The 21,734-nt window shown below is 54.1% G+C and carries 15 protein-coding genes and 1 tRNA gene; 10 read left to right on the top strand and 6 right to left on the bottom strand.

Annotated features, from left to right (window positions below):
* Positions 1–27 precede the first annotated feature (27 nt).
* Together H7F11_RS07250 and H7F11_RS07245 are read right to left on the bottom strand one after the other, a co-directional pair.
* On the bottom strand, positions 28–1,896 hold the full coding sequence (locus H7F11_RS07250; RefSeq protein ID WP_193650944.1) for a DEAD/DEAH box helicase: 1,869 nt from the start codon (positions 1,894–1,896) through the stop codon (positions 28–30).
* Positions 1,897–1,989: 93 nt separating this feature from the next.
* Positions 1,990–2,613 (bottom strand): hypothetical protein, encoded by a 624-nt coding sequence (locus H7F11_RS07245; RefSeq protein ID WP_193650943.1) that lies wholly within the window; start codon positions 2,611–2,613, stop codon positions 1,990–1,992.
* 122 nt (positions 2,614–2,735) lie between these two features.
* On the opposite strand from H7F11_RS07245, the gene H7F11_RS07240 reads away from it, so the two are divergent.
* From H7F11_RS07240 to H7F11_RS07220, 5 genes are all read left to right on the top strand, one after another.
* Positions 2,736–3,743, top strand: a complete 1,008-nt coding sequence (locus H7F11_RS07240; protein ID WP_193650942.1) for a sodium:calcium antiporter — start codon at positions 2,736–2,738, stop codon at positions 3,741–3,743.
* Positions 3,744–3,817: 74 nt separating this feature from the next.
* Positions 3,818–3,893: transfer RNA gene (locus H7F11_RS07235), tRNA-Arg, on the top strand.
* Positions 3,894–4,002: 109 nt separating this feature from the next.
* On the top strand, positions 4,003–5,589 hold the full coding sequence (locus H7F11_RS07230; RefSeq protein ID WP_193650941.1) for an APC family permease: 1,587 nt from the start codon (positions 4,003–4,005) through the stop codon (positions 5,587–5,589).
* Positions 5,590–5,679: 90 nt separating this feature from the next.
* Positions 5,680–6,150 (top strand): LexA family protein, encoded by a 471-nt coding sequence (locus H7F11_RS07225; protein WP_193650940.1) that lies wholly within the window; start codon positions 5,680–5,682, stop codon positions 6,148–6,150.
* Between the two features lie 2 nt (positions 6,151–6,152).
* Positions 6,153–7,445: a Y-family DNA polymerase gene (locus H7F11_RS07220; protein ID WP_193650939.1), complete on the top strand. Its 1,293-nt coding sequence runs from the start codon at positions 6,153–6,155 to the stop codon at positions 7,443–7,445.
* Between the two features lie 38 nt (positions 7,446–7,483).
* Here the strand turns inward: H7F11_RS07220 and H7F11_RS07215 are convergent, their stop codons facing one another.
* Positions 7,484–7,756: a hypothetical protein gene (locus H7F11_RS07215; RefSeq protein WP_010641848.1), complete on the bottom strand. Its 273-nt coding sequence runs from the start codon at positions 7,754–7,756 to the stop codon at positions 7,484–7,486.
* Positions 7,757–8,013: 257 nt separating this feature from the next.
* On the opposite strand from H7F11_RS07215, the gene H7F11_RS07210 reads away from it, so the two are divergent.
* Both H7F11_RS07210 and H7F11_RS07205 read left to right on the top strand, forming a co-directional pair.
* Complete coding sequence (locus tag H7F11_RS07210) at positions 8,014–13,497, top strand: alpha-2-macroglobulin family protein (RefSeq protein WP_193650938.1); 5,484 nt, start codon at positions 8,014–8,016, stop codon at positions 13,495–13,497.
* 7 nt (positions 13,498–13,504) lie between these two features.
* Positions 13,505–15,565: a transglycosylase domain-containing protein gene (locus H7F11_RS07205; RefSeq protein ID WP_193650937.1), complete on the top strand. Its 2,061-nt coding sequence runs from the start codon at positions 13,505–13,507 to the stop codon at positions 15,563–15,565.
* 514 nt (positions 15,566–16,079) lie between these two features.
* On the opposite strand, the gene H7F11_RS07195 is transcribed toward H7F11_RS07205, so the two are convergent.
* Positions 16,080–16,823: an SDR family NAD(P)-dependent oxidoreductase gene (locus H7F11_RS07195; RefSeq protein WP_193650312.1), complete on the bottom strand. Its 744-nt coding sequence runs from the start codon at positions 16,821–16,823 to the stop codon at positions 16,080–16,082.
* Positions 16,823–17,218: a VOC family protein gene (locus H7F11_RS07190; RefSeq protein WP_193650311.1), complete on the bottom strand. Its 396-nt coding sequence runs from the start codon at positions 17,216–17,218 to the stop codon at positions 16,823–16,825. Before H7F11_RS07190 ends, H7F11_RS07195 begins: the two co-directional genes overlap by 1 nt.
* 598 nt (positions 17,219–17,816) lie before the next feature.
* Between H7F11_RS07190 and H7F11_RS07185 the strand changes: the two genes are divergently transcribed.
* Both H7F11_RS07185 and H7F11_RS07180 read left to right on the top strand, forming a co-directional pair.
* Positions 17,817–18,779: an EamA family transporter gene (locus tag H7F11_RS07185; RefSeq protein ID WP_193650310.1), complete on the top strand. Its 963-nt coding sequence runs from the start codon at positions 17,817–17,819 to the stop codon at positions 18,777–18,779.
* An 80-nt stretch (positions 18,780–18,859) separates the two neighbouring features.
* Positions 18,860–19,684 (top strand): sulfite exporter TauE/SafE family protein, encoded by an 825-nt coding sequence (locus H7F11_RS07180; protein ID WP_193650309.1) that lies wholly within the window; start codon positions 18,860–18,862, stop codon positions 19,682–19,684.
* A gap of 380 nt (positions 19,685–20,064) precedes the next feature.
* On the opposite strand, the gene H7F11_RS07175 is transcribed toward H7F11_RS07180, so the two are convergent.
* Positions 20,065–20,454, bottom strand: a complete 390-nt coding sequence (locus H7F11_RS07175; RefSeq protein WP_075324089.1) for a winged helix-turn-helix transcriptional regulator — start codon at positions 20,452–20,454, stop codon at positions 20,065–20,067.
* A 120-nt stretch (positions 20,455–20,574) separates the two neighbouring features.
* On the opposite strand from H7F11_RS07175, the gene H7F11_RS07170 reads away from it, so the two are divergent.
* The gene (locus H7F11_RS07170) at positions 20,575–21,582 is read left to right on the top strand and encodes a zinc-binding alcohol dehydrogenase family protein (RefSeq protein WP_193650308.1); all 1,008 of its coding nucleotides are present in this window, start codon (positions 20,575–20,577) and stop codon (positions 21,580–21,582) included.
* The last annotated feature ends 152 nt before the right edge of the window (positions 21,583–21,734 follow it).

Raw genomic sequence — 21,734 nt, 5'->3', positions numbered from 1 at the left:
GTTTCGCGCATCCGGTTTTTATGTTTTCTAACTCTCTCTCGTTGGCTTTTTGCGCTTGCCAGCCGTGCTACCACGCGGTTTACCCTCACCTTTCGATGGCCTGGTAGTTGCCGACAAAATCTTTCTGGATGGTTTCGCGTCTCCTCCGGTACGCGCACGTGGTGCTGAAGACCGACGGGGTGCTCCCGATTTTTCGCTTCCAGCTTCTTGTGGGGCAATTTGTAACGGCCGTCCCGCCACCCAGACTTTCTGCAAATGCTGCAAGGCGGCCGCAGGAAGATCCGCCGGTAACTCTACCGTACTGTACTCGCCGTGGATTTCCACCTTGCGGATATTGCGACTGGGAATCCCTGCCTCATTGGCAATAGCGCCGACAATATTTTTGATCTGGGCGCCGTGATCTTCGCCGACATCCAGACGGAAGCGCCGCATCGGCTGATCATCAGCAAGGGGTTTGCGGGGTGTGCGGTTGGCACCGCGATCACTGCGCACTGGCCTTTCGTCATCGCCGCCCCGCCGTGAAGAACCTGACCGCCCCGATCCTGAGGACTCAGTACGCATGGGCCGGGTGGGTTCTTCAACAGGCACCAGTGGCCGTTCTTTTTGCACCATGTAGGCCAGGGCTGCCGCAATTTCACTGAGGCCTACGTCATGCTCCTGCTGATAATCGGCAATGAGCGATTCAAAAACCGACAAATCCTGAGCGTTGATGACTTCCGACAATTGGTCCTTGAACTGGGTCATGCGGCGGTCGGCCACATCTTCGATGCTCGGCAGATGCATAGCCGTAATCGTCTGGCCGGTGGCCTTTTCAATGGCACGCAACAAATGCCGCTCGCGCGGAGCCACAAAGAGGATGGCATCACCGGCTCGGCCCGCCCGTCCGGTACGCCCAATCCGATGCACATAAGCCTCTGTATCATTGGGAATATCGTAATTAATGACGTGGGTGATGCGTTCCACATCCAGGCCCCGCGCCGCGACATCCGTAGCAATCACAATATCCAGAGCACCGGATTTCAAGCGTTCGATGGTTTGTTCACGCAGGGCCTGACTCAGATCACCATTCAGGGCACCGCAGGCATAACCGCGTGCTTCCAGACGCTCGGCGAGTTCTACAGTCGCCGTTTTTGTGCGCACAAATACAATCCAGGCATTGCTGTCTTCGACTTCCAGAATCCGGGTCAGCGCATCCAGCTTGTGGGTACCGCTCACTTGCCAGTAACGCTGGCGAATAGTGGCCACGGTGGTCGTCGCCGACTTGATCTTGATTTCAAGAGGGTCCTTGAGATAGGTTTTTGCAATCCGGCGAATGGCATCGGGCATGGTCGCCGAGAACAGGGCCACCTGCCGACCATCGGGCGTGTGCTGCAGGATGTCTTCCACTGCATCAATAAAGCCCATGCGCAGCATTTCGTCGGCCTCATCCAGAACTACCGCCTGCAATTGGTCAAGGCGCAGGGTTTTGCGGCGCAGATGATCCTGAATGCGCCCCGGAGTCCCTACTATCACATGCACACCCCGCTGCAGCTGCTTCAGTTGCAAGCCCATGGATTGTCCGCCGTAAATAGGCAACACATGAAAACCCGGCAGAAATTTGGCGTAGCTTTGCATGGCCTCGGCAACCTGAATGGCCAGTTCACGCGTAGGCGCCAGAACGAGTAATTGCGGAATACGCAGGCCAACATCCACGCGGCTGAGCAGTGGCAAGGCAAAAGCCGCTGTCTTACCCGTACCCGTCTGGGCGAGGCCAATGACATCACGGCCTTCCAGCAGCGGCGGAATACTTTGCTCCTGAATCGGGGAAGGCTGTTCATAGCCGATCTCCGCCACCGCCTTCTGCAAAGGTTCGGCAAGAGCAAAATCACTAAAACGGAGATCAGATTGTTGAGACATGGACACACCCGGAAGAGAATTCAGGGTCCGAACTATACGCCAATTATCGCGAACTTGCAGTGTTTTCTTGTCGATAAATGCGGTTCGGCAAAATCAGTCGGCGTCGAGTACCGCCTGCAGTTCTGTTTGAATCGCCAGATCTGCCCCGGGACCAACGGGCGTCCTGTCTGCTACAAAGGTATCTGTGAAGGCATATTCAAAATGCACATCCTGGAGGCCGAGGCTGCCGAAAATGCGGGTTTCCCAGGAATGATCATCGGCATGGGCCATCAGGGTAGGCCATTGGTCCGGACTGGCACATTCGAGGATAGGACCAAAAAAGATAGCGCCTGGCTTGTTTTTCAGGCGTAAAGCACAACTGCCGGGGGTGCGGCCAGACATTGGCAGAAAATCAATGGTGCGCGTCAGGCGCAACTTGCTATCCAGGGCAATATCAATGGGCGTGTTCAAAAATTGGGCCTCGGCGGGCTGCGCCACCAGCTTGCAACCGGCCTGCTTCCAAAGCAACACATCCTGCGCCCCAAAATGGCTGGGCAAAAACAATATCTGCAGCGGAGCCAACGCTTCCAGTTCAGCCTTCAATGCCTCGGTATATACCGGCGCGTTGACGAGAATGCCCCCGGCATCTTTATCTGCAATAAAATATACTGCTGGCTGTGCGCCCCCACCTTCTACGTGGTAAATATCCCGGTCGAAGAAACTGCACAACTTTTGCATACTCTGCTCCTGCCTCGGTCATTCCAGATGATGCTTGCAGTATAAACATAATCTTCGCTGAAACTCATCTTGCGACTGTTTTTGGTCGTTGTGGATACAGACCACTGTGGCATAATCCATCCATGAATATACTCCTGCTGGTTGCTGCCCTGATCATCATTCTCGCCGGGGCCGAGGCGTTTACCAATGCCCTGGAACATCTGGGTGACCGCCTCGGCATATCCGAAGGGGTCACCGGTTCGATATTTGCCGCTGTAGGCACGGCACTGCCGGAGGCCATGGTCCCCATCGTCGCGGTATTTGCTGCTGCATCGGGAAAACCCGCCCATCTTGGTGAAGAAGTCGGAGTCGGTGCCATTCTGGGCGCGCCCATGATGTTATCCACCCTGACCTTGTTCCTGATGGCCGTTTTTGTGTCTCCGCAACGGGGCTGGCAGGGTGCCCTGCAGCCAGAACCCAGCGGATTACGCCGTGATCTGGGATGGTTTCTGGCCGCTTTTGGCCTTTCCTGCGTCGCCTTGTTTGTCCCTCATCACATTACCCTGGTACGGGTAGGCATCGCCCTGATTCTGATCACCCTGTATTTTTTGTATGTGCTGGTCACCCTACGCGCTTCGGCAGCCCTGGTTGCCGAGGGTCATGGCACAGAAGCTGGTCATGCCTTATACCTCAGCAAAACAGGTTTACCCGTGCAAATGCCGGTGATTCTGGTGCAACTGGCGATTGGCTTGGGCATGATCGTGTTTGGTGCCAGTTTATTTGTGGATGGTATTGAAGGGTTATCCCACTGGCTGGGCATCTCGGCGCTGATCCTGTCGCTGCTGGTGGTTCCCATTGCCACTGAGCTTCCGGAAAAAATCAACAGCATCCTCTGGATTCGGCGCGGCAAAGATACCCTCGCCTTTGGCAACATCACCGGCGCGCTGGTTTTTCAGGGCAGCCTCCTGCCCGCCATTGGCGTATTACTCACCCCCTGGTCGCCCTCCTTCCCCGTACTGCTGGGGGCGGGACTCACTTTGTTGGCCGGCACTTATACCTATTTGCTGGTCATTCGTGGGGTCATCCTGCGTCCATACCACTTTGTGGTAAATGGTTTGTGCTATGCCACCTACTTTTTTGCCTTAACCTGAAGGTATCTGCTTAGCTGCTGCGAACAAACAAGGGACTCGCCGCTGGTGTCCTGCTTTTGCTAGACTATACCCATGCCCCGGTAGCTCAGTGGATAGAGCAACCGCCTCCTAAGCGGTAGGTCGCGCGTTCGATTCGCGCTCGGGGCACCACTACCCACGATACGACAACCAAGACAACCGGATCGGCTAACAGATAAAAGTTCGTCTATAAGTCTGCCCCAATTATAGTCTGTTTCTAGCACTATAAGAGATATATAAAATGGTCAAAAAACTAAAAAGAGAAGTAGGATTCTCAGGCCTTATTTTTGCCAGCCTGGGGGGCATTATCGGATCCGGCTGGTTGTTCGGCCCACTGAATGCGGCCCATATCGCGGGTCCCCTCAGCATTTTTTCATGGTTGATTGGTGCGGTGACCATCCTGTTTCTGGGACTCACCTACGCCGAAGTCGGCCCGTTATTTCCGCGTGCGGGTGCTGCTGCGCATATCGCCAATGTCGTTCATGGTAATCTGCTTGGTAAAATCTGGGCCTGGCTGCTGTTCATGTTTTATATTGCCATTGCTCCTGTGGAAGTCATTGCGGTACTCACTTATGCCAACAACTATATTCCCGGCCTTTTACTGGGTAACACGGGTCTACTCAGCGGATTTGGTCTGCTTGCCGCCGTCGTTCTGCTGGGACTGATGTTCTTGCTGAACTTCCTGGGCATCAAACGGGTCACCCAGATTTTCACCAGCCTGGGATGGTGGAAGCTGGCGGTTCCTGTCCTGACCATCATCGTACTGGTAGCATTTTCCTATCATCCGGAAAATCTTCATATCATGCATACGAAGGAAAATGTGCATGGCATGTTTGTAGCTGTGGCTTCTTCCGGCATTGTCTTCAGTTATTTAGGCTTCAGACAGGCTATTGAATTAGGTGGAGAAAGCAAAAATCCAGGCAAACACATTCCCTTGGCGGTAATAGGCTCCATCGTTATTGGTGGCTGTCTTTACGTAGCCCTGCAATGGGCTTTTCTGGTCAGCATGCCACCCGATCAACTCACCCAGGGCTGGACCAAGCTCAGCTTTACTGGAGTATTTGGTCCCTTCGCAGCAGTTGCCGGCATGCTCGGGATTACCTGGCTGGCGGTGCTGATTTATGCAGATGCGCTCATTTCTCCCGGCGGCACTGCCCTTGTGTATGCCACTTCAGCGGCGCGCGCCGTAGTCGCCAATGGCGAAGTCAAGGCAGGGCCGAGCTTCTTCACCAAAATCAGTGAAGGCGGCGTGCCCTGGGTGGGTGTCATTGTCGCTTATGTCATTGGCTGTCTGTATTTTCTGCCTTTTCCTTCCTGGCAAAAGCTGGTGGGTTTCATTACCACCATTTCAGTCATTACCTACGGCATTGGTCCCATCGTCTTGTTGCAGTTACGCCGTTCCGTACCGGACCTGAAGCGACCCTTCCGCCTTTGGGGAGCGCACATTATCGCCCCTATTGCCTTTATTCTCTCCTCACTGGTGGCGTATTGGGGTGGTTTGCAGGCACTTTCCTATATTTTTGGCGTCCTGTTTGCCATTCTCTTTATTTACTGGATTGTGCACCTGATTCAGGGTAAATCCGGTGACAAGCCCCTCGGTTTCAAACATATTACCTGGATATTTCCCTATTTTATCGGGCTCTGGGTACTTTCCTGGTTTGGACCCAAGGTGTTGGGGGGATCCGGGGATATTCCTTTCTATCTGTCCATGTTGCTGGTCGCCATTCTGGCCATTATCTGCATGATCTGGGCACTGAAAGTCACCGTTCCGGATGGTCGTGTTACCGATTATTTTGCGGCCATGGATCATGAAGGCATAGATCTGTAGTTACGGCTCACCAGTGCATATATTATCCAGCCCCCTTTTCAGGGGGCTTTTTGTTATCATATTCAGTATTCCTATAGCGGAGTGAAAATCATGGGGTATTCAAGATCCAGCGGGTCCGACAAGGCGGAGGGTGAACCGATCATTTTTTACCCGCCCAGCCAATCTGCGCCTTTAAAAAGACCGCTGTACGCATCACGCATTCCAGCCGGATTTCCTTCTCCTGCCGATGATCATGTCGAACGGTCTCTGGACTTGCACGAACACTTGCTGCCTCACCCCGATGCCAGTTTTTTTCTCAAAGTTTCCGGCGATTCCATGCTGGACTATGGCATCCACGATGGTGATCTGCTGATTGTGGATCGTGCCATTGATGCCCGGGAAGGTCATATTGTCATTGCCGCCATAGATGGAGAACTGACCGTCAAGAAGCTGGGAAAACACACCGGGAAGCCCGCTTTGCTGCCCGGCAATAGTGCGTACCCACCCATTTTGCTGGACCCCGAACAGGAACTGGTTATCTGGGGTGTGGTGCGGCACGTGATTCATAGTCTGGGACAGTGAACTTGCGCTTTGCACTGGTGGATGCCAACAATTTCTACGTATCCTGCGAACGCCTGTTTGCGCCACAGCTGGAGGGCCGCCCCGTGGTCATCCTCAGCAATAATGACGGTTGTGCCGTATCCCGGTCCGCCGAAGCCAAGGCCCTGAAAATCGGCATGGGCACCCCCTATTTTCAGTGGCAGAAGCTGGCCAAACAGCAGGGGGTAGTCGTACTGTCTTCCAACTATGCCCTTTATGGAGAATTATCGGCGCGAATGATGCGCTTACTGGACAGCCTCAGCGCTGCACAGGAAATCTACAGCATTGATGAGTCATTTCTGCATATTCCAGTCAGCGGAAAGGAAGCGCTGCGCTGGGGCAGTGCAGTCCGGCATCGCGTTCGCAAGGAATTGGGCCTGCCTGTTTGTGTCGGCATGGGTCCTTCAAAAACCCTGGCCAAACTCTGCAATCACTGGGCTAAAAAAGGGCGCGTGGCAGAAGGCGTTTGTGACTGGGACAACATTCCCGACGACCAGAAGGTCCAGTGGCTTCAGGATACCCCTATTGATGCGGTCTGGGGTATCGGCAGACAGCTCGGCGAGTCCCTGCGCCGCCAGAATATTCAGCAGATTGCGGAATTTTTACGGGCGGATCCCATCGCTATCCGTCAACGTTATGGCGTCGTGTTAGCCCGTACCCAGCAGGAGTTGCAGGGTATTTCCTGTCTGCAGCTGGAACAGATACCCCAGAAAAGGCAGCATATTCAATGCAGTCGTTCTTTTGGCCAAGCCGTAGAAAGCCTCACGGATCTGGAAGAAAGCCTGTCCGTACATACCCAGCGTTGCGCAGCCAAGTTACGTCAGAACGGTCAAAAAGCCCAAGGCGTCCAGATACAAATTCGCAGCTCGCCCCATCGGGGACGTTATTATTCGGGAGTGGCCTTTCGCCCGCTGGCGAATCCGAGCAATCATTACCAGGATCTGTGGCAGGCGGTCAAAGCCGCTCTGGCAGAAGCCTATCGACCAGGCGTGCGTTATATCAAATCCGGCATTTTGCTGAGTGCCTTGCAGGATGTGAACATGCCGGAAACCCGGAGCCTGTTTATTCCGGAAGATGATGCAATTACACCCGACGATGCACAGAAAAAAGCCTTGGCTGATGTGCTGACGCTGCTACAAAAGCGTTATGGTAAAGCGGCTCCAGGATTTGGGGTGGCCGAGCTGCGGGCCGAAAGAGCTTGGGCCATGCGTGCCGGAAACCGCTCCCCCCATTATCTGAGCACGTGGTCAGACATTCCCGTGGTACGGGCGGGTTGATTGCCCAATGAATCGGGAACCCGCCAGCCGATACCCGACTATTCGACTACCACCTCCAGCGCCCCTACATCCAGAAAAGCCGCTTCCACCATCGCCGATTCTTTCTCGTCAAAACCATAAAATTCACAGGAGATGACATCCTTCTCGGCAAAAACAGCGGGGCTGCACCGTAAAGGCTGCTGTAGCAGTTTTTGCAGCGCTGCATAGTAATCAGGATGATCCGCATGCTTTTCCATCCCGGCCTCGCGAATACTGGAAATGGCTTCCCTGGCGGCATTTTCATCGGCGAATAAAACTTTAAGGGCAAACATGAACACTCCTATTATTTAACGGGAACAGTAATAAACAAAACAACGACATCGCAACAATTAAACAGGCCGAAACGAAAATCTACTGCAAACAGTATATCACGCATTACTTTTTCTGAAATTATCTATCCTTTCCACATTGTTATCCGAACACGTTTAAACTATTATTCGAAATTATCAATAACCGCTGATTTTGTCTTTTTCTGGCAGTTAGTTACACATACCAATGATCTATCAGGCCGATTATACAGAGAAAATATATGACGCAACATAAAATCAGTTCCCGAACCCTATGGATAGTCATCACATTACTGCTGGCACTCATCGCATTTGCGGCATGGTCTTTCAGCACCAGACAAGGCACAACAGCCCATTCGGCCAAGACCAATAACAGCCACTTATCCAAATCCACAAATGACACCGGGAGATCATCCCCATCCGCAGCTCCAGATCACTCCGGGGCTTTGGGCACCTCGATTACTACTGCATCGACCAGCCCCGCACCAAGCACTACTACCGTCCCGGTCATCCATTTGTCCCATGTTCTGCCCGGTCTGGGAAATGACGCAGAAAACTATGCCAGCACACTGGAGTATTCGGCTCTGGGCCAGAGTTTTCGCAAAAATTGTCAGGATAAGGAAATAGCCATTCATAATGCCCTGCAATCCGGAAATACGGTTCAGGCTGCAACCCTGCAGAAGCAATATGAAAGCTGGAAACAAAAACAGCGCGGCGACGCGCTCAGCAGGGCCAATCAGGCCTATTCGGCAGAAGACTGGTCTGCAGCCGTCACCGACTACCAAAAACGTATTGCCCTCGGAGACAGTTCCGACCCGCGAATCTGGTGGCATCTGGCCAATGCCCTGCAAAAGCGGGATCGGAGCTCTGCAAAAGAGACTAAATATGCTGCCTATCTGGCTTATGATCGTAATATCTACAGCCAGAAACCGCATGTCACTCTCCTGCTTCCGACTTTGCAGCTTCTGCAGAAAGCACTGGCTGCAGAGGACGATCATCTCGGTGAAATCCATCTGCTCGAGGCCATGTATCGCGCTTATCCCGGCAATGCGCAAGTGGCTGTCGATCTGAAAAAAACCGTAATGCACTACGGTTTCAAGGTTCAGAAAATCACACCCGATACCAACCAGTTCCCCACCCGTACCTGCGTCCAGTTTACGGCACCACTCTCCGAGGCCCCGGATTTTCATGCCAGCAACTGGGTGACTTTTTCGCCTGCCCAGGCGCATGTCGCCGTGGTTCGCGAAAATGGCGGCATCTGCATCAGCGGCCTGCCCGCTGGCAGCAGTACCCAGATGCATATCCGTGCGGGTCTGCCCGCCATTGCCGGCGCTGTTCTGGCCAAGGCACAAACAGTCACATTGACCCTGCCCAACCGTTCTCCCAGCATCATCACCGATACCGGGCGCTTCATTATCCCGGCATCACTGTCCCCCGCCGTAGGTTTTTCCAGTATCAATATTTCCAGAGTTAAACTGAAAATCAATCGGGTACCAGAACGTGCCTTGCTGGCTTTTGTGGCCAACCACCCACTGCTGAACCAGGACGAGAGCGAATCCACCCTGAACAACCAGAACAGCCTGACGATTTGGCAAGGCAGCGCGGATATTCCGCATTTCAGCGCCAACCGTTTGATGCACAGTATATTGCCACTGCCCAAAATCCTGCAGAAACCCGGGCTCTATGCCATTGAGATCAGTCCGGGAGATGGTACGCCCAACCCTAACGGCGGCCTGAACAGCGTGCAACTGGTATTGCGCACCAATCTGGCACCTACCGTCTGGCAGGGCCGCAATGGATTATATGTGCAGATCCGCCATTATACGGATGCCAGCCCCTGGAGTGGCGTCAGTGTGAAACTCATTGCCCAGGACAATGATATCCTCCAGACCGTCCAGACCAACGCCGATGGCATTGCCTTTTTCCCCAAACCCATTCTCCAGGGCAGTGGTGGGCAAAGCCCGGCTGCCCTGCACATTTATGGGCCGGATAATGAATTTACCTTGTTCAATCTCGAAAACTCGCCGCTGAATTTGTCCGGGCGCGGCATTTCCGGACGCCCGGCACTGCAACCGGTCAGTCCATTCCTGTGGCTGGACCGGGGCATTTATCGCCCTGGCGAGACAGTCCATGTGGCGGCCATTTATCGCAGCGCCGCAGGTCAACCGCTGAATTTGCCTCTACATCTCATTGTGCGGCGGCCCGGTGGGCAGGTATTTCTGGATACGGTTCCAAAATTGTCTGACGATGATGCCATTGCCGTACCCGTCAAACTACCCCTGGCCGCTCAGGATGGCAACTGGAGTGTGAGTCTGGCGACCGGTCTCAAGGAGCCTGCCCTGGCGCAGGAAAGCTTTACCGTATCTGCCTTTGTACCGCCAACTCTGGCTGTCAAACTGGGAACAGCCAAGCCCATTCCGGCCGGACAGGCCCTGCAGTGGCCGGTAGAGGCACGTTATCTTTACGGCGCTCCGGGTGCGCATTTGTCGGGAACGGCGCGGATCAGCCTGAGCAGTGGTCCTACGCCCTATCCGCAATGGCAGAACTATCAGTTCGGACTACATGGCGAAATATTTACCGCCCCGGTCCAGGAGCCGACACTGCCGGACACCGATGCTGAAGGCCAGACACAAGTATCCATCAACTTAAAGCAACTACCTGATAGCACGCGTTTTCTGGAAGCCCATGTCGCGGTATCCATCAATGAGCCTTCTGGCCGTCCGGTAAGCGGCGAAATCGTTTTGCCGGTAACCCCAGACCATCCCCTTATTGGCATCGAAAATGCCTTTAAAAATGACACGGTAGCCGCAGGGAAAATACCGGAGTTTCATATTGTGGCTTTGGCACCAGACGGCAAGCCCAGCGCCATGCCCGTACAAATCGAAGTAGTCCGACAGTCTTCGCAATGGAACATTTTCATGCAACACGGCGTAGCCAGTTGGGGATATAGCTACGTTGACCATCCTGTACTGAAGAAAAATATCAGCTTACCCGCCGGTCATGCCTATACCCTGCAATTGCCGGTGCTGGATTATGGTCGTTACCGACTGCGGGTCATTGAGGCGCGCGGTGGGCTGGCAGCCAGTTCCGCGATTTTTTACTCCGGCTGGCAGACCAGTGCCAATCCGGGTGTACCCCAACGGGTTTCAGTACGCAGTAACACGGCAGAATATGCGGCAGGCAGCACGGCAGATATCCATATTGATGCTCCCTTTGGCGGCCCGGCCGTGCTGGTGCTCGCCAACGACAAAATCCTGTCTCTGAAAAATTTCAATTTACCCAAGGGCGGCATCACCCTGCATATTCCGGTGGAAAAAAGCTGGGGAGCGGGTGCTTATGCGCTGGTCGATGTGTTTCGGCCAGCCAGTGCCAGCGAGGCGCCAGAACGCGCCATCGGCCTGACCTGGCTGGGTCTCAAGCCTGGCGAGCGCGCCATCCCTGTTCATTTTGATGTGCAACCTGTTTATCGCCCCCGGCAAATCATCCGGATTCCTGTTAAAACCCGACCCGGTGCCTACGTGACGCTGGCGGCTGTCGATCAGGGGATTCTCAACCTTACCCAGTTTCCCAACCCGAATCCGCTGCATCATTTTTTCGGGAAACGGCGGCTGGATATCAGCGTAGCAGACAACTACGCTGCGTTACTGGCGCGACCTACCGGCTATGAGGCACTCCTGCAAAATGGGGCCGGAGCCAACTTCGGCCCGGCCGTGCGTCCCATTCCCCAGAAGGTGGTGGCACTATTTGCCGGTCCGGTGCAGGCCAACAGTGCCGGGGTTGCGGAACTTCCCATTGATGTTCCGGAGTTCAATGGCGCATTACATCTCATGGCCGTGACCTGGCAGGGAGATGCAGTGGGTGCTGGCAATGCCGACATTATCGTCCGCAACCGGCTCATCGCCAATTTGCTGCTGCCCCGCTTTTTGTCCCCCGGTGATAACGCCGAGGCCACGCTCATGCTGCAGAACCTGAAGCTGCCCGCAGGCAACTATCAAAGTGTAGTCACCGCTACCGGACCCATTCAGGTCGGGAATAATGGTCAGCACAAAACCTTTTTGAAAGTGCAGGCCATGCATCTCTTGCCGGTTACCCTGACCGGCACGGGAGAAGGGACCGCTCATCTGACCCTACGTATTACCGGACCAGGTGGATACCAACTCATCCGCCATTGGGATATGGTTGTGCATTCTACCCAGCCCCCGGTTTCCAAAAACCATAGGCTGACCCTGGCAGCCGGAAGCCAGCATCTCCTCAAGCCGGATCTGCAAGGCTTCATTCCCGGCTCCAGCACCACTGCAGTAACATTGGGCAACACCCTGCCCTTCAACCCCAAAGCCTACGTGCAGGCGCTGTATCAGGGTTGGCATTGTCACTCACTGCTCAATGCCGCCAGCCAGGGTTTACCGCTGACCATTCTGAAACCTCCGCTCATCACCCCGGAACAAGCCGCCAAGCTTCAGGATTACGTGAATCAGGTCCTCAATGATCAGCGTTATGATGGCGCTTTCGGGCTCTGGTCCAATAATGGTGACGCCCAGCCCTGGCTCACGGCTTTTGCCACAGAATTTCTCCTGCGCGCTCAAAAAGCCGGTGCAACGGTGCCGCAACCCACCATCGACCAGGCCCTGCACTGGCTGAGTAATGAGGTGGAAGAGGAAAGCCACCCGGTATTTGATCGCATTTATGCAGTCTACGACCTGAGTCTGGCTGGGAAAGCGCCAGCAGGAGCCATCCGTATGCTGGCAAGACACATGGATCAGCTCACCATGCCCTTGGCCCTGGCACAACTGGGCTCGGCATTGAACACCATTGGCGAACGCCATTTGGCCGGGCAGGCCTTGCAAAAAGCCATCAAAAGTCAGGGGCCCATTGGCGGCGACTGGTGGTGGGGACGCTCAGACTGGGATGCGGCCTTCGGTTCACCTTTACGGGATGCCTGGGCAGTACCGACAATCATTGCCCAGACCGGACTGATGCCCGATGCCCTGGTCAAATTACGGCAGAATCTGCCCGGCGCGGGACTGGAACCCGATAGTCTGACGACCCAGGAACTCGCCTGGGCGCTTTACGCCGATGGCGTACTAGGCGGCAACAATCAACCAGTGCATGTGCAATGGGGTCAGCGAACCATCCAGCAGACTGGACCCGTTGTTCTGCCTCTGAGACAGGCAATCAACATCCGTAATCTTGGCAGCAAAGCCCTGACAGTAGCCCTCAGCACGACAGGCATCACCAGCGGCCCCCCTCCGGCTGCCGACCAGGGGATGACTGTCAGCCAGGCTTTTTATTCACTCTCGGGCAAGCCCCTGCAGCCTGACTCCCTGCCGCAGAACACCGTCTTCGTCGTCGTTCTGAAAGGGAGCATCAGCGATAATTTACCCCATCGTGCACTGCTCAACATGGGTCTGCCACCGGGCTGGGAACTGGCAGGCGACCTCTCGGCGGGCAAGGTGCATGGGCTGCCCTGGCTCAAAAACCTCAGCACTCCGGAAGCCACTGCGGCTACCGATGACCGCTACGAAGCCGCCTTCAAAATGGCCCCCAAAGACAGTCAGGCTTTCGACGGCGACGGGATACCCGATTTCAAGACGGCCATTTTGTTGCGCGCCGTCACTCCGGGGCATTATCTTCTGCCCGGCGTTACGCTAAGCGACATGTTTCACCCTTCCATCTTCGCCCGCAGCGCTGGGCGCAAGGTCAGCGTGACAGCACCGCCTGCCTCATGAACACCGCATGAGTGGGCGCAAGACGGACAGAATATTTGCGAGCATTTTGCGCGGGGGCCGACGCTGCCTCTGGCCTCGGGGCCGCTACGCCTGGTGGCGTCGCTGCGGACACTGGCTGCTGCTCAGCATCATTCTGGTGGCCGTCATTGCCTGGTTCATGCCGCCCGATACCCAGACGCTGAAGCAGGAGGGGCGCATCATTTACGACCGCCACGGCCACGTGTTGAGTATGTTTCTCAATCACCAACAGCAATGGGCGTTTGCCACGCCCGCAAAGCGGGTCAGTCCAGTCCTGATCCAGATGCTGATCGCCATTGAGGACCAGAATTTCGCCTGGGATCCCGGTATTGACCCCTTCGCCATCATCCGTGCTGCCGGACAGATGATCATGGCGGGGCACGTAGTTTCCGGTGCGTCTACCCTCACCATGCAGGTCACCCGCATGCTCCATCCGGCACCACGCACCCTGCCCGTCAAAATTGTGGAGGCCCTGCAGGCTATTTCGCTGTATGAACATTATTCCAAGTCTGCGGTGCTGGGCATGTGGCTGTCACTGGCTCCTGAGGGTGGCAACATTCAGGGTATCGAGGCGGCTGCGCATGCCTGGTTCAATCAGTCTCCACGTACCTTGGGTCCGGCACAAGCGGCTTTTCTGGTCATGATGGTGCGCAATCCCAATCGGCTGAATCCATTGACCCACCCTCGCGCGGCTCTTGCCACCCGCAATCAGATTCTGCGCGAAGCACAACGCCGGGGCATTATTTCGAAGGCAGCACTGGAGCGTGCTCTGGCAACTGCGCTGCCGCAACGGCTCTATCCCATGCCTCTGCTTTCTCCCCAGGTAGCCTCGACACTACCCAGCGGGACGCATAGCACAATTGATGCGCCCATGGATCGCGCGGTGGCCGACATCGCCCAACATGCCCTGCAGCAGATGGCCCCCTCGGAGAGCATCGCTATAGTGGTTGTCAGCCTCAAGACAAAAGGCATCCGTGCGATTTATAGTGGTGATTGGGGTAATGTCCAGCGCGATGGTTTTGTCGATATGACCCGCGCTATTCGGTCTCCGGGCTCCGCCCTCAAGCCTTTTTTATATGGCCTCGGCTTTGCAGCCGGAATCATCCGCCCAAGCACCAATGTAGCTGATTTTCCCAGCAATTTCGGCGCTTATGAACCTAATGATTATAATGACCGCTATATGGGGGTCGTCACCGCAACTACCGCATTACGACGCTCCCTGAATGTGCCGGCCGTAGATCTTATCGAAGCCTACGGCCCCCTGCGCTTTGCGGCACATCTGCGGGCTGCCGGTACGCCGTTGTTGCTCCCCTATGGCGCGGATCCCGCCCTGCCTCTGGCCCTGGGTGGTGCCGGGATTTCCATGCGCCGCTTACTGGCACTATACACAGGACTGGCTAACGATGGTGTCGTCGAACGCTTGCACCTGATTGCCGGTCAACATCGCCGCGCACGCCGTCTGTTATCTCCTTATGCAGCGGAAGATGTTACCGCCATCCTCAATCGTCCCTTCCCTTTTGGTGGTCCTGGTGGCATTGCCTGGAAAACCGGTACCAGCGCCGGAAATCGCGACGACTGGGCCATTGGATATAATCACCGCTACGCCGCAGCAGTCTGGATTGGCCAACCCAATGGCGCCGCCCTGCCCGGTGAAACAGCGCTCGCCGCCATCCCCATCCTCGCCAAGGTTTTCAGCATTCTGCCGGGGCAGCCGATTGATATCCATCCGACGACCCGTTCCCTGACCTTGCAACGCCAGCCCATGGGTACGCTTTTGGAAATTGCCTCCCCCGCACCGGGAAGCCATCTGACAGTTGGTGAACCGGTCAGCATTCGCATCATTGGCGGAAATCGGCCCTTTCATTTTCTGCTGGACGGACGTCCGCTCGCATCCAACCCGGCGTTACGCAGCGTGGACTGGACACCAGCGGTGGCCGGTTTTTATCAGCTCAGCGTTCTCGATGCCAGTGGTCAACTGGTCAAACGCGCCTTACGCGCAGTGCCACCCATAAGCGCGGCAAATGTGGAATGGGGTAATAACGTCCACTGAACGGATGTAGGTGAGTATGAGATGTTGCCTTACCCGCGTGCCGGCGGCTGGATTTACCCGTTTCTGGAAGGGGTATCAAAACCGGCAGGAGGTATCCAGTATCCCGCTGGCGGAACGGTCTGGTGCGGTAATTCACCCGCTTCTGGTTCGCACTGCAAAAGCAAGGCACCTCTCGACTCCCATAGCCCAATTCGTCGAGGATGACGGGGACTAGCAGCCTGTCGGACTTTCGGTTTTGAAGTAGCGTAACACATTGATTAATATGCGTTTAAAAAATTCCCAGAAAATGGCAGGTGCAATAGAATCAGTGGGTTACGTGAATAATCCGACAGGCTGCTAGGCTCTGCCCCGGCGGTCAGGCGGTGGCGAGCGTCAGATGTCCGACTGGCTCAGCCGCCGGCCGCACCTTGATTTCGATGTCGTAGCCAAGGCGATTCAGGTAGTCCATTGTGCCATTGCCTCGGCCACCTTCAACCGAGTGCGGATGATGTCCATGTCCACCTTTGGCCATGCCTTATAGCAAATTCATGCCGCCATCGACCATCATCACTTCACCCGTTAGATAAGTCGATTCGGTCAGCATCAACGCCACATCGGCAATATCTTTCGGACTCGCGCTGCGGCGCATAGGCGCTTCACGTATCCACCGCGCACGAATATCGCCCCAATTCTCGGTCAGCGGCGTATCCACCAATCCTGGAGCAATAGCGTTCACCCGAATATCGGGTCCCAGGGTTTTAGCCAGTAAACGGGTAACATGATTCAGTGCGGCTTTGCTGGCAGCGTAAGGAATAGAAGCACCCTTGGGCCGCACTCCGGCATGCGAGCTGATGTTTAACACGGATGCCGGTTGTTCATCTGTCGATGCGGCGCGCAGGTAAGGCTCGCCAAGGGCAATAAGCTGCCAGGGTGCGACCACATGGAGCTCGTAGAGGCGATGCCAGATGTCCGGGGTTGCGGCCAATAAATTACCATGCGGAATCACGCTGGACGCACCCGCATTATTGACCAACACATCCAGCCGACCATAGTGCGCAATCACTTGATGGATCAGTTCACGGCGTGCGGCCTCGTCCAGAAGATCCGCCTGAAAATAATGGGCGCCCGCCAGTGTCGCTGCTGCTTGAAGGCCTGCAGCTGAGGAAGCGCGGGAATGTAGGGCCACCCGATATCCGGCCTGAGTCAAACGCTGTGCAATGGCGAGACCAATGCCGGAACTCGCACCGGTGACCAGTGCGACACGCGCCCGATCAGTCATTATCGTTTAATTCCCGAGTCATAAATGGACACCTCCAGCAGATTCCCATCGGGATCCCGAAAATAGACCGAAGTAATCGGACCTGCGGCCCCAGTGCGGGGCACGGGACCCGCTTCAAGGGCAACACCACAGTTCTGGAGATGGGCGAGCAACTCGAGAACTTCCCCCTGAGCGATGAAGCACAAATCAGCGGATCCAGGAACAGGATGGGCCGCATGCGGGGCAATGGGACATTCTGCCGGATGCAGATTAATTTTCTGCTGCCCAAAAACCAGGGCGTTGCGCCCCTCGCCAAAAGTGACAGACTGCATGCCTAACACTCGCGAGTAAAAGGCAATGGTTGCAGACATATCCTGCACAGTCAGGACCAGATGATCCAGTCGATCGATTTGCATGGGGGAGTCTCGGGCAACAAAAAGGAGGGCCCAATTTAACACAAAAGAGCTACGTGAGAACCCTGGCGATAACAAGGCTATGCAGGCAACCGCTGACGGTAATTAGGCAAGTGGCCTGACCGTCATTATCCAGTCTGTCGTGTAGGATAAAAATAAAGTTGGTAACTGGTACACACCCAGCAGAGTCTTCCTCGATCTCGCGGATAACCCCTTCGCAATCCTTCTGACCACAGCATGCCGATCCAGAGGCGTTTTGGGTTCTGCGGCTTTCGCGGTGCAATATCGAATCTTGAATATAGCAAATGCGGCAATAATAATGCGCTAACCGGCGCAATACAGTCATAATGCGCAAGAATCTGCCGGGAATTGTCGCGTATAGTTCTCCCATCGTCTCGAACAGACAGGAGAATCCTCATGGGCAGCTTAAATCATCGTCGTTATCAGGTCTTCTCGGCAGGATATCATCGCTTACCTGGACTAGCGTGGTATTTGTGCGATGGCAAACAGCCCTCTGGATGAGCACCTCTCGCAAAATCATTACAATAACTTACTGAATTTTTTTTATTATATATCCAGATGGTTGTGAGATTAAAGTACTATGCAAGCCCATTCTTTGCTTATCGGCCTCTTTCATATTCCGCTATGGATTCCTGTCACGATCTTCGCTGCGCTCATGCAGACATGGCGAACAGGGTTGCAGGCCAAATTAAAAGGTCAACTGAGTGTCGATGCTGCCAGTTTTGCTCGCTTCCTGTATGCCATACCCCTGGAGTTTCTAGCCTTCCTGGTCCTCCTTGGTCAATTGGGTCCGGCACTTTTCCGGTACAGTCATCCAGAATTTTGGCTGTTCTGTCTAGCTGGAGGGTTGGCTCAGATATGGGGAACACTGTTCCTTGTCCGTTCGTTTCATAGTCATGGACTGGTGACCGGCACAGCCTATGCCAAAACCGAGTCTGCCCAGTTGGTTATTCTGACGACCATATTCCTGGGTGCGCAACTACAACCGCTGGCTCTTGTTGGTATTTTTCTGGCTCTAGCTGGTGTTCTAGCGCTCGGGACCAAGGGTTGGGGCATCATTAGCTCTGGTTTCTGGCGAGGGCTGGGACAACCGGCAGCGCGATATGGCTTGGCAGCCGCCTTAGGGTTTGCCTTGAGTGCCATCGCTCTGCGTGCAGCAAGCCGCGAACTGGACCCCGGACTTTCCCCGCTAATCATGGGTTTGTGGATTCTCTTAGTGACCAATTTCATGCAAACCATACTGCAAGGGGGCTATCTTTTCTGGCGAAAACAGGACCAGTTGTGGGAATGTCTGGGCGGGTGGCGCGTAGCTTGGTCCGTTGGCATATTGTCGGCCCTGGGTTCCTGGGCTTGGTTCAGCGCTTTTGCTCTAACCCAAGTGGCCCTGGTTCGGGGGCTGGGACAGATTGACACGCTGTTGGTGTTTCTCTTCGGTCATCATGTCCTCAAGGAGCGCTTGGGTCGTGTCGAAATCATTGCAACATTGCTCATTGTCATCGGTGCTCTCTGCATTATCGCTCCAGATATTCACTGGGTGTCATAGGGGTCAAGTTTCGCCCCTTTTTGCCAGACTGCCTTGCGTCTGAAGTTCCGAAAATTTTGCCAGGAGAGTATATGTCCTCAATGCACTTCATCACATTGCTTCCTACTGTTGAATATTTTTCTGCCGGGTTTCTGGGGGGCTTGATCGGCTCTATGGTTGGATTGGGTGGCGGCTTTGTTATTGTTCCCTTCTTGCTGCTCGGCATGGCTTTTCTCCCTGCAAAGGTGGCTGGAACCTCCATAGTCGTGGTTTTTGTGACAGCCATCATCAGTGCCAGCCAATATGCGCGGCATCATTTAATCGACTGGAAACTGGGTGGCGTTCTCGCGGGCTTTTCTGTTCCTGGGGCGATAATCGGGGCGATGCTGGCAGGAGATATTTCCACCGGACTGTTTATGGAAATCTTTGCCGTTGATCTTTTATTGGTCGCAAGCTATATGTTTTTCAGGCCCAACCGGCCTTTGCGAATAACTTTTTCAAAACATTACAAAGGGAAAATCAGAGTCAAAGAATCTATCGACAATCCGGGAGGGATAGTCGCTTATGCGATTAATCTGCCACTGGCAGCGATGGTTTTTTTCCCTGCGGGTATCCTTGCCGGTTTGGTTGGGGTTGGCGGTGGATCCATCATGGTACCCGGTATGTTGCTCATTCTGGGAATGCCTGCGGCTATGGTGGCCGCGACCTCCATGATGGTGATGATTTTTAACGCGGGCGTTGCAGGCGTTGTGCAGGCCATTATTGGTCATGTAGATTGGATTGCTGCCGCCCTATTAAGTGTAGGGGCGATTGCTGGATCACGAATAGGCCCACATCTGTCTGTCCGCTTGAGGAAGGAGCATCTGACGCGATTGATGAGTGTAGTCCTGTTGGTTACGGCACTCACGGTGCTTTTTTTAGCTTAAAGATTGATGCCACAGTTAACAGAATAGTGAATTATTTTTATACTGGGAAAGCACAATATTGGGTGTAATTTTCCAATATTGCGACCAGATGGCTGCTGGCAGAGAGCGTTCTTGTAGAAAACTGTGGCGAAATAAATGGTGGCCGTGGTTGGTTAAGCCAGAGTCATAGAAGACTCAGCATAGAGGCTTGGATGTCAAACTGTACCTGGGATTGGTTAGCTTTCAGCGGAAGTCGGCGTCAAGAGGACTCGCCCAAGACCCGATTCATATTCCCGGTAATGCTTTCAATCTCTCGGTGAACTGAGGATCCCTTTCCAAGAAAGGGTGTGGCGCCGTGTGTTTGACAGTTGTCATTGGCTAAAATAACGCAGAATAACCGGCTAGGGTGTGGCCGTATCTTCCCCCATTTTTTGTTCCCCACCAATCCTGCTTCGGTCGCCTCTAAAATACGTCTGACCCCATTGTTGCATTGCCAGAATGATGGGTTTCAGTGTGCATCCGTATTCACTGAGGGTATATTCAACTTTAGGCGGGATCTGCGCATAGACTTTACGAATGATCAATCCATCTGCCTCCAGTCCCCTTAGCTGCTGAGTCAGCATCCGCTGTGTGATACTGGGCAGCAAGCGCCTGATTTCGTTAAAACGCATGGTGCGCTCCAAGAGATGGAAAAGAATCACTCCCTTCCATTTACCATCGAGAACGCTGAGCGTGGCCTCCACGGAACAACCGGGAGCACAACGAAAGTTGTCATTCAGCTTACGTGCCATTCCAGTACCTATAATCACACTAAGTATCTATTTAGTCACTATATATCAATAAGGTGCGTACTTGTCAATATAAATCATAGGGATAAACTCTAAAAACATTCACAATGCAGGAGAATCCATATGAAAGCGTTAGCCTATGATGCCAACCTGTCACAATCCTCTTCCACTTTGCTGCACACAGTGGAATTGCCAACACCTGAACCAACCGGCCACGATTTACTGGTAGAAGTGCGAGCCGTTTCTGTTAATCCCGCTGATCTGAAAATACGCGCAGGAGTTTGTCCATCTCCAGGAGAACAACGGGTTCTCGGCTTTGACGCTGCCGGTGTCGTCGTTGCCATAGGTGAAGCCTGTACCCTGTTCCAGCCCGGCGATGCCGTTTATTACGCAGGTGCAATTCATCGCCCAGGGAGTAATGCTGAGTTTCAGTTGGTGGATGAGCGTATTGTTGCACTCAAGCCCCAAAGTCTGGATTTTGCGGAAGCTGCTGCAATACCACTCACAGCATTGACCGCCTATGAAATGCTTTTCGATCGACTGCAGGTTAAACACCTTCCAGAAAGCACCCATCACCTTCTCATCATCGGTGGCGCGGGTGGCGTGGGGTCCATGGCGATTCAGTTGGCAGCCCAACTAACGACTTTGCAGATAGTGGCCACTGCTTCCCGACCAGAAAGCCGTCAGTGGTGCCTGGATATGGGGGCACATGTCGTTATCGATCACCATCAGCCCTTGGCCGAAACGTGGCAAGCGCAATCATTGCCTGCACCAGATTTGGTGTTTTGTACGACCCATGCAGAGACATATGGCCCGCAACTCCCTGATTTGATGGCACCGCAAGGGCATCTGGGACTCATTGATGATCCTCAGCAATTCGATATCGTACCTTTTAAACGCAAAAGCATCGGGGTGCATTGGGAATTTATGTTCACCCGATCATTATTTACCACACCAGACCTGCAGCAACAGCACAATATATTAAAAAAAGTGGCCACCCTCGTGGATACAGGAAAGATCCGTCAAACATCCACAATGGTATTTGATGGGTTAAATGAAACCTCATTTTCTAAGGCATATTCTCTGCTCGCGAACGGGAATCATACCGGGAAAGTGGTTATTTTCTACTGAGGATAAAATAACCCGTTTTAAATATCAGAGAATATAATGGCTATAATTTTTAGCCTCTTCATCATATTGAGTGGGCAAGGCTGACCGAAAAGTGTCTAGGGAAACACCCACTCAATGGAAGCCAGTGATACTGACTCAACACGATGATTTAC

The sequence above is a fragment of the Acidithiobacillus sp. HP-2 genome, assembly GCF_015100155.1.
Lineage (GTDB): Bacteria > Pseudomonadota > Gammaproteobacteria > Acidithiobacillales > Acidithiobacillaceae > Acidithiobacillus.
The sequence above is the reverse complement of the archived record's forward strand: the minus strand, read 5'-3'. Positions and strand labels throughout refer to the sequence as shown.

Bases quoted from the DNA above. Each gene is read 5' to 3' on its own strand.
- H7F11_RS07250 (WP_193650944.1), bottom strand. From the start codon at position 1,896: ATGTCTCAACAATCTGATCTCCGTTTTAGTGATTTTGCTCTTGCCGAA.
- H7F11_RS07245 (WP_193650943.1), bottom strand. From the start codon at position 2,613: ATGCAAAAGTTGTGCAGTTTCTTCGACCGGGATATTTACCACGTAGAA.
- H7F11_RS07240 (WP_193650942.1), top strand. From the start codon at position 2,736: ATGAATATACTCCTGCTGGTTGCTGCCCTGATCATCATTCTCGCCGGG.
- H7F11_RS07230 (WP_193650941.1), top strand. From the start codon at position 4,003: ATGGTCAAAAAACTAAAAAGAGAAGTAGGATTCTCAGGCCTTATTTTT.
- H7F11_RS07225 (WP_193650940.1), top strand. From the start codon at position 5,680: ATGGGGTATTCAAGATCCAGCGGGTCCGACAAGGCGGAGGGTGAACCG.
- H7F11_RS07215 (WP_010641848.1), bottom strand. From the start codon at position 7,756: ATGTTTGCCCTTAAAGTTTTATTCGCCGATGAAAATGCCGCCAGGGAA.
- H7F11_RS07210 (WP_193650938.1), top strand. From the start codon at position 8,014: ATGACGCAACATAAAATCAGTTCCCGAACCCTATGGATAGTCATCACA.
- H7F11_RS07205 (WP_193650937.1), top strand. From the start codon at position 13,505: ATGAGTGGGCGCAAGACGGACAGAATATTTGCGAGCATTTTGCGCGGG.
- H7F11_RS07195 (WP_193650312.1), bottom strand. From the start codon at position 16,823: ATGACTGATCGGGCGCGTGTCGCACTGGTCACCGGTGCGAGTTCCGGC.
- H7F11_RS07190 (WP_193650311.1), bottom strand. From the start codon at position 17,218: ATGCAAATCGATCGACTGGATCATCTGGTCCTGACTGTGCAGGATATG.
- H7F11_RS07185 (WP_193650310.1), top strand. From the start codon at position 17,817: ATGCAAGCCCATTCTTTGCTTATCGGCCTCTTTCATATTCCGCTATGG.
- H7F11_RS07180 (WP_193650309.1), top strand. From the start codon at position 18,860: ATGCACTTCATCACATTGCTTCCTACTGTTGAATATTTTTCTGCCGGG.
- H7F11_RS07175 (WP_075324089.1), bottom strand. From the start codon at position 20,454: ATGGCACGTAAGCTGAATGACAACTTTCGTTGTGCTCCCGGTTGTTCC.
- H7F11_RS07170 (WP_193650308.1), top strand. From the start codon at position 20,575: ATGAAAGCGTTAGCCTATGATGCCAACCTGTCACAATCCTCTTCCACT.